Genomic DNA, 13,579 nt, shown 5'->3' on the forward strand with positions numbered 1-13,579 from the left:
GAGCGTGGTATCCTAACTGTAGGTGACGAAGTTGCTATCGTAGGTATCAAGGAAACAACTACTACAACATGTACTGGTGTAGAGATGTTCCGTAAGCTTCTAGACGAAGGCCGTGCAGGTGAGAACGTTGGTGCACTTCTACGTGGTACTAAGCGTGACGAAGTTGAACGTGGTCAAGTACTAGCGAAGCCTGGTTCAATCACTCCACACACTAAGTTCGAATCAGAAGTATACGTACTGTCTAAAGATGAAGGTGGTCGTCACACTCCATTCTTCAAAGGCTACCGTCCACAGTTCTACTTCCGTACAACTGACGTAACAGGTGACATCCAGTTACCAGAAGGCGTAGAAATGGTAATGCCAGGTGACAACGTTCAGATGACTGTTGAGCTAATCGCACCAATCGCAATGGACGAAGGTCTACGTTTCGCGATCCGTGAAGGTGGCCGTACAGTAGGTGCTGGTGTTGTTGCTAAGATCTTCGACTAATTCATAGCGAATTAGCGATGCTTTCGGAAAATCTTGAATTAGATTTGACGAACCAGTAGCAAAAAGGGCATCATTTGATGCCCTTTTTCTGCACTCAACATTATTTTTGCTGTTTTCTTGTTCAGAAGTGGGTTGGGCGCAGAGCAAGATTAAGCAAAGATGCTTAATCTTAAGAAGAGTACGCTGATTTTTTCAGCGATATGGAGTTTGCCCTGCAACAGCGGGGTTGTTGTCGTCTATATTAAGACTTGTAACAGGTTGGTTTTATGAAAGCAAATAATGCTGAAACTCCTGATAGCTCAAACGCAGCAGATACGTTTAAGTGGTTAGCCGCTTTCGTATTGGCAGCTGCCGCTGTTGTGGGTAATTACCTGTATGGTGAAATGTCTGTAGTGGTTCGTGCTGCAGGCGTTGTTGTTCTTATTGCAGCTGCCTTAGGCGTTGCAGCAACAACGACTAAAGGTAAAGCAGCGATCAGTTTTGCAAAAGAATCGCGTATGGAAGTACGTAAAGTTGTTTGGCCTACTCGCCAAGAAACCATGCAAACAACACTGATCGTTTTAGCTGTAAGTATTGTAATGGCTCTAGTGCTATGGGGTATTGACGGAATTATGGTTCGTCTAGTAGCTCTAGCAACTGGGGTATAGAGGGTTTTTATTCATGAGTGAAGCTCCAAAAAAACGCTGGTATGTGGTTCAAGCCTTCTCTGGATTTGAAGGTCGTGTAGCTCAATCTCTGCGCGAGCATATCAAAATGCACGGCATGGAAGAGCTATTCGGTGAAGTACTGGTTCCTACTGAAGAAGTAGTAGAAATGCGCGCGGGTCAGCGTCGCAAATCTGAGCGTAAGTTCTTCCCAGGTTACGTCCTTGTTCAGATGATTATGAACGATGAATCATGGCACCTAGTACGCAGTGTGCCGCGTGTCATGGGCTTCATTGGTGGTACCTCAGACCGTCCGGCACCTATCACGGATAAAGAGGCTGACGCGATTCTTAATCGTCTTGAGAAAGCGAGTGAAGCGCCTCGTCCACGTACAATGTACGAAGCGGGTGAAGTGGTACGTGTTAACGAAGGTCCATTTGCTGACTTCAACGGTACTGTTGAAGAAGTGGATTACGAGAAGAGCCGCCTGAAAGTGTCTGTCTCGATCTTTGGTCGTGCGACACCAGTTGAGCTTGAATTTGGTCAGGTTGAAAAGCTGGACTAAGACTCTTCGTTAAAGAGTATAAAAAATCACCTTTTTAGGGTTGTATAAGGCGCGGATTATGACTATAATTTCGCGCCTTTTTACTTCAAGTGAAGTAAAAAGTTTCTTACACAAACGGGGAGCTGATCCGCGATTAGCGTTTGTACCCAAACTTAGGAATTATCATGGCTAAGAAAGTTGAAGCTTACATCAAGCTACAAGTTGCTGCTGGTATGGCTAACCCTAGTCCACCAGTAGGTCCTGCACTAGGTCAACACGGTGTGAACATCATGGAATTCTGTAAAGCGTTCAACGCAAAAACAGAATCTATTGAGAAAGGTCTACCAACTCCAGTAGTTATCACAGTATACAGCGACCGTTCTTTCACGTTCGTAACTAAGACTCCACCTGCTGCAGTTCTTCTTAAGAAAGCTGCTGGCGTTAAGTCTGGTTCAGGTCGTCCAAACACTGAAAAAGTTGGTACTGTAACTGACGCTCAAATCCAAGAAATCGCAGAAACTAAAGCTGCTGATATGACTGGTGCTGACATCGAAGCGATGAAGCGTTCTATCGCTGGTACTGCTCGTTCAATGGGCCTAGTGGTAGAGGGTTAATAAGATGGCAAAACTAACTAAGCGCATGCGCGTAATCCGCGAAAAAGTTGACGTAACTAAAGAATACGAAATCAACGAAGCTGTTGCTCTTCTTCAAGAACTAGCGACTGCGAAATTCGTTGAGTCTGTAGACGTTGCTGTTAACCTAGGCATTGATGCTCGTAAATCTGACCAGAACGTACGTGGTGCAACTGTACTACCTCACGGTACTGGCCGCGAAATCCGCGTTGCAGTGTTCACTCAAGGTGCTAACGCTGAAGCAGCTAAAGAAGCTGGCGCAGACATCGTAGGTATGGAAGATCTTGCTGAGCAAGTTAAGAAAGGCGAAATGAACTTTGACGTAGTTGTTGCTTCTCCAGATGCAATGCGCGTTGTAGGTCAACTAGGTACTATCCTAGGTCCTCGCGGTCTTATGCCAAACCCTAAAGTTGGTACTGTAACTCCTAACGTTGCTGAAGCAGTTAAAAACGCTAAAGCTGGTCAGGTTCGTTACCGTAACGACAAAAACGGCATCATCCACACTACTATCGGTAAAGCAAACTTCTCTGCTGAGCAGATCAAAGAGAACCTAGAAGCACTTCTAGTTGCTCTGAAGAAAGCTAAGCCATCTTCAGCGAAAGGTACTTTCCTGAAGAAAGTAAGCATCTCTACTACTATGGGTGCTGGTGTTGCTGTTGATCAGGCTAGCCTGAACACTCAAGCATAATTTATTTGCTTAGGCGCAAAATTAGTGTATAATTTTGCGCCTAATATTTGTGGTTGGGGCTGAACTTTGGTTCTTTGAACTGTCTCCTAGTTCGAAATGAATTAAGACCCAGTCTCCGTCCAAGACCGTAGGTGTTTGTGTAAAAGCAAACTTAATTATCCTACGTAGATGGTGCCCGAACTGACAGAAAGCTCTATGTAATATAGTTAACTTTCTTCTGGGGAAGCACCTCAATAGCTCTCACTGTCGTGATGATAGTGAGTGGTGTAACGACAACCAGGAGTAAATCCAAGATGGCTTTAAACCTTCAAGACAAAAAAGCAATTGTTGCTGAAGTCAACGAAGCTGCCAGTGGTGCACTTTCTGCAGTTGTAGCTGATTCTCGTGGCGTTCAAGTTGGCGCGATGACTTCTCTACGTAAACAAGCTCGTGAAGCTGGCGTTTACATGAGAGTTGTTCGTAACACTCTTGCTCGTCGTGCGGTTGAAGGTACTGAGTACGAGTGTCTAACTGACACTTTCACTGGTCCTACACTAATCGCATTCTCTAATGAGCACCCAGGTGCTGCAGCGCGTCTTTTCAAAGACTTCGCTAAAGAGAACAAAGATTTCGAGATCAAAGCTGCTGCTTATGAAGGCGCTTTAACTGACGCTGAAGTACTAGCAACACTACCAACTTACGACGAAGCAATTGCACGCCTAATGATGTGCATGAAAGAAGCTTCGGCTGGCAAGCTGGCGCGTACTATCGCAGCTATCCGCGATCAAAAACAAGAAGCAGCGGCATAAGCCTTGCTTTTTACTGGTTGCTTAATAAACTTATTGTTGACTTAAAAGAGAATTGTTATGTCTATTACTAACGAGCAAATCCTAGACGCAGTTGCAGAAATGTCTGTAATGCAAGTTGTTGAACTAATCGAAGCAATGGAAGAGAAATTCGGTGTTTCTGCTGCTGCTGCTGTTGTAGCTGGCGGCGCTGCTGGCGGCGAAGCTGCTGCTGAGCAAACTGAATTCGACGTAATCCTAGAAGCTGCTGGCGGTAACAAAGTTGCTGTAATCAAAGCAGTACGTGGCGCAACTGGCCTAGGTCTTAAAGAAGCTAAAGCTCTTGTAGACGGCGCTCCAGCACCTCTTAAAGAAGGTGTTGAGAAAGCAGAAGCTGAAGCTCTTAAAGCTCAGCTAGAAGAAGCTGGTGCAACTGTTGCTGTTAAGTAATTATTGCATAGTTTCTTAGCCTAACGGCTAATTGGCTGGTGGTTTTTTAACCACCGGCCTTTTTGCGCTGTAGGGTATAGGCGAATTTTCCCGCTGTTTAAGCGCCTGATATCCATGCAAAAAACATTTCATTCTTACGAAATGAAATGTCACTACAGTAAACAGCTATATTAGTCACTGTCCCTTACCCCCCTTAAGTAACTAGGAGCGGGCGGACAGTTTGGGTCACTTATCAGCGAGCTGAGGAACCCCATGGTTTACTCTTATACCGAGAAAAAGCGCATCCGTAAGGACTTTGGTACTCGTCCACAAGTTTTGGACATTCCATACCTGCTATCGATCCAGCTCGATTCGTTCGACAAATTCATCGAACAGGATCCTGAAGGTCAATACGGTCTTGAAGCCGCTTTCCGTTCTGTATTCCCGATTCAGAGCTACAACGGCAATTCTGAGCTGCAATACGTTAGCTACCGTCTTGGTGAGCCAGTTTTTGACGTTAAAGAATGTCAAATCCGCGGTGTAACTTACTCAAAGCCACTACGTGTAAAACTACGCCTAGTTATCTTTGATAAAGACGCGCCAGCAGGTACTGTAAAAGACATTAAAGAACAAGAAGTCTACATGGGTGAAATTCCACTCATGACAGACAATGGTACCTTCGTTATTAACGGTACCGAGAGGGTTATCGTATCCCAGCTGCACCGAAGCCCAGGCGTGTTCTTCGACAGCGATAAGGGTAAGACCCACTCTTCAGGTAAAGTTTTATACAACGCACGTGTTATTCCTTACCGTGGTTCATGGCTTGATTTCGAGTTTGATCCTAAGGATAACTTGTACGTTCGTATCGACCGCCGTCGTAAGCTACCAGCATCGATCATTCTTCGTGCACTAGGTAAGTCGACAGAAGAAATCCTAGATCTCTTCTTCGAGAAAGTGAACTTCGAAGTGAAAGACCAAACTCTATTGATGGAGTTGGTTCCAGATCGTCTACGTGGTGAAACTGCGTCATTCGACATCGAAGCGAATGGTAAAGTTTACGTAGAGCAAGGTCGTCGCGTAACAGCTCGTCATATCCGCCAACTAGAAAAAGATGGTGTTGATCACATCGAAGTACCAGTTGAGTACATCGTAGGTAAAGTTGCATCAAAAGATTACATCAATGAAGCAACTGGCGAGATCATTGTTAACGCTAACCAGGAAATCAGCCTGGAAGCACTAGCGAATCTATCTCAGGCTGGCCACAAAGCGCTAGAAGTTCTATTTACGAACGATCTAGACCACGGTCCATTCATGTCAGAAACACTACGTATCGACAGCACGGTTGATCGTATTTCTGCATTGGTAGAAATCTACCGCATGATGCGCCCTGGTGAGCCGCCAACAAAAGAAGCTGCAGAAGCTCTATTCGAAAGCCTATTCTTCTCTGAAGAGCGTTACGATCTATCGACTGTTGGTCGTATGAAGTTCAACAGCTCTATCGGCCGTGAAGATGCTCAAGAGCAAGGCACACTTGATGAAACTGATATCATCGAAGTGATGAAGAAGCTGATCGCGATCCGTAACGGTAAGGGCGAAGTGGACGATATCGACCACCTAGGCAACCGTCGTATCCGTTCTGTAGGCGAAATGGCTGAGAACCAGTTCCGTGTAGGTCTAGTACGTGTTGAGCGTGCAGTTAAAGAGCGTCTAAGCCTAGGCGATCTTGACGCAATCATGCCTCAAGACTTGATCAACGCGAAGCCAATTTCTGCGGCAGTTAAAGAGTTCTTTGGCTCTTCACAGCTTTCACAGTTCATGGACCAAAACAACCCGCTATCAGAAGTAACGCACAAGCGTCGTATTTCTGCATTGGGTCCTGGCGGTCTAACTCGTGAACGTGCTGGCTTCGAAGTACGTGACGTACACGTAACGCACTACGGTCGTCTATGTCCTATCGAAACGCCTGAAGGTCCAAACATCGGTCTGATCAACTCTCTATCTGCGTTTGCGCGTTGTAACGAGTACGGTTTCCTAGAGACACCATACCGTCGCGTTGTAGATGGCGTAGTAACAGACGAAGTAGATTACCTATCTGCAATCGAAGAAGGCCAATTCGTTATCGCACAGGCGAACGCTAAGCTAAACGAAGATGGTACTTTTGCAGATGAGCTGATCACAGCTCGTCAGAAAGGTGAATCTGGTCTACACCCTCGTGAGCACGCTCAGTACATGGACGTTGCGACAAACCAGGTTGTATCTATCGCTGCATCGCTTATCCCGTTCCTAGAACACGATGATGCGAACCGTGCATTGATGGGTGCGAACATGCAACGTCAGGCAGTTCCGACACTGAAAGCTGACAAACCGCTTGTTGGTACTGGTATTGAACGTAACGTAGCAGTTGACTCAGGTGTAACTGCAGTTGCGAAACGTGGTGGTGTAATCCAGTCAGTAGATGCTTCTCGTATCGTTGTTAAAGTAAACGAAGAAGAGCTAGTACCAGGTGAAGCTGGTATCGACATCTACAACCTGACTAAATACACACGTTCTAACCAGAACACATGTATTAACCAGCGCCCATGTGTGATGCCAGGTGAGCCTGTATCACGCGGTGACGTTCTTGCTGATGGTCCTTCAACAGACCTTGGTGAACTAGCGCTTGGTCAAAACATGCGTATCGCGTTCATGCCTTGGAACGGTTACAACTTCGAAGACTCGATCTTAGTATCTGAGCGCGTAGTTCAAGAAGACCGCTTCACGACAATCCACATTCAAGAACTTACTTGTGTGGCGCGTGATACTAAGCTGGGCTCTGAAGAGATCACAGCTGATATTCCAAACGTAGGTGAATCTGCTCTGTCTAAACTAGACGAGTCAGGTATCGTTTACATCGGTGCTGAAGTTAAGGGTGGCGACATCCTAGTTGGTAAAGTAACACCTAAAGGTGAAACTCAGCTAACGCCTGAAGAGAAGCTACTACGTGCTATCTTCGGTGAAAAAGCATCTGATGTTAAAGATACTTCACTACGTGTACCTAACTCTGTATCAGGTACGATCATCGACGTTCAAGTCTTCACTCGCGATGGCGTAGAGAAAGACAAGCGTGCGCTTGAAATCGAACAGATGCAGCTTAAAGAAGCGAAGAAAGACCTAACTGAAGAATTCCAGATTCTTGAGGGTGGCCTTCTAAACCGTGTTAAAGCTGTATTGATTGAAGGCGGTTACTCTGAAGCGAAACTAGACACGACTGATCGTAAGAAGTGGCTAGAACTAACGCTAGAAGATGACGCACTACAAACTCAGCTTGAGCAACTTGCTGAGCAGTGGGACGAGCTAAAAGCTGACTTCGATAAGAAGTTCGAAACTAAACGTCGTAAGATCACTCAAGGTGATGATTTAGCACCTGGCGTACTGAAGATCGTTAAGGTTTACCTAGCGGTTAAACGTCGCATTCAGCCTGGTGATAAGATGGCAGGTCGTCACGGTAACAAGGGTGTAATCTCTAAGATCAACCCTGTTGAAGACATGCCATACGATGAGAAAGGTCAGCCTGTAGACATCGTACTTAACCCACTGGGTGTACCTTCGCGTATGAACATCGGTCAGATCCTAGAAGTACACTTAGGCCTGGCTGCGAAAGGTATCGGTGATAAGATCAACCAGATGGTTAAAGAGCAGCAAGAACTAGCGAAATTCCGCGAGTTCCTACAAAAAGTTTACGACCTAGGCGACACTCGCCAGAAAGTAGACATTGCTTCTCTATCTGATGATGAAGTACGTACTCTGATCAAGAACTTGCGTGGCGGTCTACCAATCGCGACTCCTGTATTTGATGGCGCTCCAGAAGAGTCAATCAAAGCACTTCTTGAGCTAGCAGATCTACCAACATCAGGTCAGTTAACGCTATTTGATGGTCGCACAGGTGATGCGTTTGAGCGTCCTGTAACTGTTGGTTACATGTACATGCTGAAACTGAACCACCTTGTTGATGACAAGATGCACGCTCGTTCAACTGGTTCGTACAGCCTAGTAACTCAGCAGCCACTAGGTGGTAAAGCTCAGTTCGGTGGTCAGCGTTTCGGTGAGATGGAAGTATGGGCACTAGAAGCATACGGTGCTGCTTACACGCTACAAGAAATGCTAACGGTTAAGTCGGATGACGTTAACGGCCGTACTAAGATGTACAAGAACATCGTAGACGGTAACCACAGCATGGAACCTGGCATGCCAGAATCGTTCAACGTACTGTTGAAAGAGATCCGCTCGCTAGGTATCAACATCGAGCTAGAAGACGAAGAGTAATCCTTTCTCTCTTGATGAAAGTCGAGAGAATCAAAGCGATTATTTGGAAGAAGGTGCTCACTTTAGCGAGTGAGCTCCTTTTAACTCCTTACAGGAGCTGATTGTGAAAGACTTATTAAACTTTCTAAAAGCACAGCATAAGACCGAAGAATTTGATGCAATCAAAATCGGTCTATCTTCACCAGACATGATCCGTTCATGGTCTTTTGGTGAAGTTAAAAAACCTGAAACGATCAACTATCGTACGTTCAAACCTGAACGCGATGGTCTGTTCTGTGCGCGTATCTTTGGTCCAGTTAAAGACTACGAATGTCTTTGTGGTAAGTACAAGCGCCTGAAGCACCGTGGTGTTATCTGTGAGAAGTGTGGTGTAGAAGTTACACAAACTAAAGTTCGTCGTGACCGTATGGGCCACATTGAACTGGCTTCACCAGTAGCTCACATCTGGTTCCTAAAATCGCTACCGTCTCGTATCGGTCTACTGATGGATATCCCTCTACGTGATATCGAACGTGTTCTTTACTTCGAAATGTACGTAGTAACAGAACCAGGTATGACTGATCTAGAAAAAGGTCAGATGCTTACTGAAGAAGAGTATCTAGATCGTCTAGAAGAGTGGGGCGACGAGTTCACTGCTAAGATGGGTGCGGAAGCTATCAAGGACCTACTAGGTTCTATGGATATGCACGCTGAAGCAGAACAAATGCGTGAAGAGTTAGAGACAACAAACTCTGAAACTAAGCGTAAGAAAGTAACTAAGCGTCTTAAGCTGGTAGAAGCGTTCATCGCATCGGGTAACAACCCAGAGTGGATGATCCTAACTGTACTTCCAGTACTTCCGCCAGATCTACGTCCTCTAGTACCTCTAGATGGCGGTCGCTTTGCGACTTCTGATCTAAACGATCTATACCGTCGTGTGATCAACCGTAACAACCGTTTGAAGCGTCTTCTAGAGCTAGCTGCTCCGGACATCATCGTACGTAACGAAAAACGTATGCTGCAAGAGTCTGTTGATGCGCTACTCGATAACGGTCGTCGTGGTCGTGCGATCACAGGTTCTAACAAGCGTCCTCTGAAATCTCTTGCTGATATGATCAAGGGTAAACAAGGTCGTTTCCGTCAGAACCTTCTAGGTAAACGTGTAGACTACTCTGGCCGTTCTGTAATCACAGTAGGTCCATACCTTCGTCTACACCAGTGTGGTCTTCCTAAGAAGATGGCACTTGAGCTATTCAAACCATTTATCTACAGCAAGCTAGAGACTCGTGGTCTTGCGACTACAATCAAAGCTGCTAAGAAAATGGTAGAGCGTGAAGAAGCGGTCGTTTGGGATATCCTAGACGAAGTAATCCGTGAACACCCAGTACTATTGAACCGTGCACCTACACTTCACCGTCTAGGTATCCAGGCGTTCGAACCTGTACTGATCGAAGGTAAAGCGATTCAGCTACACCCACTTGTTTGTGCGGCGTACAACGCGGACTTCGATGGTGACCAAATGGCGGTTCACGTACCTCTAACTCTAGAGGCACAGCTTGAAGCTCGTACTCTGATGATGTCGACAAACAACATTCTGTCGCCAGCGTCAGGTGATCCGATCATCGTACCTTCTCAGGACGTTGTATTGGGTCTGTACTACATGACTCGTGAAAAGATCAACGTGAAAGGTGAAGGCATGTACCTTTCTGGCCCAGAAGAGGCTGAGAAAGCATACCGCACTAAACAAGCTGAGCTTCACGCACGCGTTAAAGTACGTATTACAGAAACTGTTGTAGACGAAGACGGCAACAGCACTACAGAGACCAAGATGGTAGACACCACTGTTGGTCGTGCAATGCTATGGCAAATCGTGCCAGCTGGTCTACCGTACAGCATCGTTAACCAAAAGCTAGGTAAGAAGCAAATCTCTAACCTACTTAACGAGGCGTACCGTAAACTAGGTCTGAAAGACACAGTAATCTTCGCTGACCAAATCATGTACACAGGTTTCGCATACGCGGCACTTTCTGGTGTATCTGTTGGTATCGACGATATGGTTGTACCAGCAGCTAAGTACACTGAAATCGCAGAAGCGGAAGAAGAAGTACGTGAAATCCAGGAACAGTACCAATCAGGTCTTGTTACTGCGGGCGAACGCTACAACAAAGTTATCGATATCTGGGCATCGACCAACGACCGTGTTGCGAAAGCAATGATGGAAAACCTTTCATCTGAAACGGTAGTTAACCGTGACGGTGAAGAGGAACAGCAAGAGTCATTCAACAGCATCTACATGATGGCGGACTCGGGCGCTCGTGGTTCTGCAGCACAGATTCGTCAGCTTGCGGGTATGCGTGGTCTGATGGCGCGTCCAGATGGTTCAATCATCGAAACGCCGATCACAGCGAACTTTAAAGAAGGTCTAAACGTACTTCAGTACTTTATCTCAACGCACGGTGCTCGTAAGGGTCTTGCGGATACGGCACTGAAAACAGCGAACTCGGGTTACTTAACTCGTCGTCTAGTAGACGTTGCTCAAGACGTTGTTGTAACTGAACATGACTGTGGCACTCACGAGGGTGTTGACATGATGCCTCACATCGAGGGTGGTGATGTTAAAGTTGCACTTTCTGAGCTTGCTCTTGGTCGTGTTGTTGCTGAAGACGTACTAAAACCTGGCACTGAAGACGTTCTTATTCCACGTAACACCCTGATCGATGAGAAGTGGTGTCAAATCATGGAAGAGAACTCAGTAGACAGCATGAAAGTGCGCTCTGTAGTAACGTGTGATTCTGACTTCGGTTGTTGTGCACAGTGTTACGGTCGTGACCTAGCACGTGGCCACCTAGTGAACCAAGGTGAAGCAGTAGGTGTTATCGCTGCTCAGTCTATCGGTGAACCAGGTACACAGCTTACCATGCGTACGTTCCACATCGGTGGTGCGGCATCGACAGCAGCGGCAGAGAACAGTGTTCAAGTTAAGAACAACGGTTCTATCAAGCTACACAACGCTAAATCTGTACTAGCAGATGACGGTAAGATCGTTATCACTTCTCGTGCGACAGAGCTAACTATTATTGATGAGTTTGGTCGTACGAAAGAGAAACACAAACTGCCTTACGGTACGCTACTAAGCAAAGGCGATGGCGATACAGTTCAAGCTGGCGAAACAGTTGCAAACTGGGAAGCGCACACACTACCTATCATTACTGAGGTAGCAGGTCGCATCCAGTTCGTAGATATGATCGACGGCGTAACAGTATCTCGTCAAACTGATGACCTAACTGGTCTATCTTCAAGCGAAGTAACTGACCCAGCAGCTCGCCCTTCAGCAGGTAAAGATATGCGTCCAGCTATCAAACTTGTTGACGAGCAAGGTAACGATGTAATGATCCCTGGTACTGATATGCCAGCTCACTACTTCCTACCTGGTAAAGCGATTGTAAACATCGAAGATGGCGCAGCAGTAGGTGTTGGTGCGACACTAGCACGTATTCCTCAGAAGTCTGGCGGTAACAAAGATATCACCGGTGGTCTTCCACGAGTTGCTGACCTATTTGAAGCACGTAAGCCGAAAGAGCCTGCAATCCTTGCTGAGCACACAGGTACTGTGAGCTTCGGTAAAGAGACCAAAGGTAAACGTCGCTTAGTGATCACACGTGAAAGCGGTGAAGCTTACGAAGAGATGATTCCTAAGCATCGTCAGTTGAACGTATTCGAAGGTGAAAAAGTTGAACGTGGTGACGTGATCGCAGATGGTCCAGAGTCTCCACACGACATCCTACGTCTACGTGGCGTACACGCGGTAACGCAGTACATTGCTAACGAAGTACAGGAAGTTTACCGTCTACAAGGCGTTAAGATTAACGATAAGCACATTGAAACTATCGTTCGTCAGATGCTACGTAAGTGTACTATTACTCACTCTGGTGACTCTGAGTTCCTACCTGGTGAGCAGATTGAGTACTCACAAGTTAAGATTGCTAACCGTAACCTAGAAGCTGAAGGCAAAGAGCCTGCACGTTTCGAACGTGAACTACTAGGTATCACTAAAGCGTCTCTAGCGACTGAGTCGTTCATCTCTGCGGCATCGTTCCAGGAGACAACTCGCGTACTAACAGAAGCAGCAGTTTCTGGTAAGCGTGACGACCTACGTGGTCTGAAAGAGAACGTAATTGTTGGTCGTCTGATCCCAGCTGGTACTGGTTTCGCATACCACCAAGAGCGTCAAGCTAAACGTTCTGAAGCGCAAGATGGTCCTTCTGCTGAGCAAGCAACGGACAACCTAGCGGCACTTCTAAACGCTGGTTTCTCTTCTGAAGAGTAAGCCATTTAACGAGTAATCGTTAGAAGCTTAAGAAAAAAGGCACCTTCGGGTGCCTTTTTAGTTTTTATCCTGCCTTTTTCTTCGAGAGGGTTCTTAGAGAGGGTTCTTAGAGAAGGTAATAGTGCTAAGGCTAGAAACAAAAAAGACCGACGATGATCGTCAGTCTTTTCTATCCTTCAGTCTCTGAATGTTCGCAAACACTAAGCCCCTGGGGGCATAGACAGACTTTCTGCGATCTGCTGTATCAGATAGTCCTCGACTTCAAATCGAGTCTCAAGAATTTCGCCAATGAGACACATATCAGAATCGAAATCATCTAATTCATCATCTTCAGTAACTTCTGAGTACTTATCGTTAAAGTTCAATAGTGGTTCAGTTGTCAGGACTATTTGACCATAAGTTTGATTGATTTCATTGGTCACGACAAAGCCAGTCGCTTTCCAGCGATCCATAACCATGTCATAGATTTTAAAATGGCCCTCGGAGATGTAATCAACGAGATGCTGACAGAAATCCTGCAATTCGGAAGGAGATGGGAGTTCAATAACATTGGTTTTCGAACAAGGTTGCAGTGCTGCAAGCTTACAATATTCAACAATCAGGGATTGTCTTGTCTCTAACCAGTGATCAATGACATCACTTGAGCCACCCCACTGGTCTTGTGTTTGTTTGAATTTTTTTAGCATGACCATGCCCTCATGATCTGATCGCCTGTTGGCGAACGTATCCTTTGCAAAGCAAAGTTAGTAAAGTTATTACAAACTCTTGTCCTTACTAGAAT

10 protein-coding genes are annotated in these 13,579 nt (G+C 46.0%); 9 read left to right on the plus strand and 1 reads right to left on the minus strand.

All coding sequences use genetic code 11. The features are described from left to right. The 9 genes from NDJ01_RS14100 to rpoC all read left to right on the plus strand — a co-directional run. On the plus strand, positions 1 to 489 hold a 489-nt coding region (locus NDJ01_RS14100), incomplete at its 5' end, for an EF-Tu/IF-2/RF-3 family GTPase (protein WP_258586886.1). A gap of 266 nt (positions 490 to 755) precedes the next feature. After that, positions 756 to 1,136, plus strand: a complete 381-nt coding sequence (secE, locus tag NDJ01_RS14105; protein WP_005397258.1) for a preprotein translocase subunit SecE — start codon at positions 756 to 758, stop codon at positions 1,134 to 1,136. Positions 1,137 to 1,149: 13 nt separating this feature from the next. Then, entirely contained in the window at positions 1,150 to 1,698 is a 549-nt protein-coding gene (nusG, locus tag NDJ01_RS14110; protein WP_005384681.1) for a transcription termination/antitermination protein NusG, read from the plus strand. Positions 1,699 to 1,862: 164 nt separating this feature from the next. Next, positions 1,863 to 2,291: a 50S ribosomal protein L11 gene (gene rplK / locus NDJ01_RS14115; protein WP_005384682.1), complete on the plus strand. Its 429-nt coding sequence runs from the start codon at positions 1,863 to 1,865 to the stop codon at positions 2,289 to 2,291. A gap of 4 nt (positions 2,292 to 2,295) precedes the next feature. Further along, positions 2,296 to 2,997 (plus strand): 50S ribosomal protein L1, encoded by a 702-nt coding sequence (rplA, locus tag NDJ01_RS14120; RefSeq protein WP_005384683.1) that lies wholly within the window; start codon positions 2,296 to 2,298, stop codon positions 2,995 to 2,997. A 293-nt stretch (positions 2,998 to 3,290) separates the two neighbouring features. Then, positions 3,291 to 3,785, plus strand: coding sequence for a 50S ribosomal protein L10 (gene rplJ / locus NDJ01_RS14125; RefSeq protein ID WP_005397270.1), 495 nt, complete (start codon positions 3,291 to 3,293; stop codon positions 3,783 to 3,785). Positions 3,786 to 3,842: 57 nt separating this feature from the next. Beyond that, entirely contained in the window at positions 3,843 to 4,211 is a 369-nt protein-coding gene (gene rplL, locus NDJ01_RS14130; protein WP_005397273.1) for a 50S ribosomal protein L7/L12, read from the plus strand. Positions 4,212 to 4,463: 252 nt separating this feature from the next. Next, entirely contained in the window at positions 4,464 to 8,492 is a 4,029-nt protein-coding gene (gene rpoB / locus NDJ01_RS14135) for a DNA-directed RNA polymerase subunit beta (protein WP_005397275.1), read from the plus strand. Between the two features lie 103 nt (positions 8,493 to 8,595). Continuing rightward, the gene (rpoC, locus tag NDJ01_RS14140; protein WP_005397277.1) at positions 8,596 to 12,798 is read left to right on the plus strand and encodes a DNA-directed RNA polymerase subunit beta'; all 4,203 of its coding nucleotides are present in this window, start codon (positions 8,596 to 8,598) and stop codon (positions 12,796 to 12,798) included. A 200-nt stretch (positions 12,799 to 12,998) separates the two neighbouring features. On the opposite strand, the gene NDJ01_RS14145 is transcribed toward rpoC, so the two are convergent. Further along, positions 12,999 to 13,490 carry an Rsd/AlgQ family anti-sigma factor gene (locus tag NDJ01_RS14145; RefSeq protein WP_031780615.1) on the minus strand — a complete coding sequence of 164 codons (492 nt, stop codon included), beginning with the start codon at positions 13,488 to 13,490 and terminating at the stop codon, positions 12,999 to 13,001. Positions 13,491 to 13,579 lie beyond the last annotated feature (89 nt).

Origin of the sequence: Vibrio sp. HS-50-1, assembly GCF_024747315.1 — a bacterium.
Taxonomy (GTDB): Bacteria; Pseudomonadota; Gammaproteobacteria; order Enterobacterales; family Vibrionaceae; genus Vibrio; species Vibrio diabolicus.

Coding starts and splice junctions, on each gene's coding strand:
- rpoB (WP_005397275.1), top strand. CDS start 4,464: ATGGTTTACTCTTATACCGAGAAAAAGCGCATCCGTAAGGACTTTGGT.
- NDJ01_RS14145 (WP_031780615.1), bottom strand. CDS start 13,490: ATGGTCATGCTAAAAAAATTCAAACAAACACAAGACCAGTGGGGTGGC.
- rplJ (WP_005397270.1), top strand. CDS start 3,291: ATGGCTTTAAACCTTCAAGACAAAAAAGCAATTGTTGCTGAAGTCAAC.
- secE (WP_005397258.1), top strand. CDS start 756: ATGAAAGCAAATAATGCTGAAACTCCTGATAGCTCAAACGCAGCAGAT.
- rplA (WP_005384683.1), top strand. CDS start 2,296: ATGGCAAAACTAACTAAGCGCATGCGCGTAATCCGCGAAAAAGTTGAC.
- rplL (WP_005397273.1), top strand. CDS start 3,843: ATGTCTATTACTAACGAGCAAATCCTAGACGCAGTTGCAGAAATGTCT.
- nusG (WP_005384681.1), top strand. CDS start 1,150: ATGAGTGAAGCTCCAAAAAAACGCTGGTATGTGGTTCAAGCCTTCTCT.
- rplK (WP_005384682.1), top strand. CDS start 1,863: ATGGCTAAGAAAGTTGAAGCTTACATCAAGCTACAAGTTGCTGCTGGT.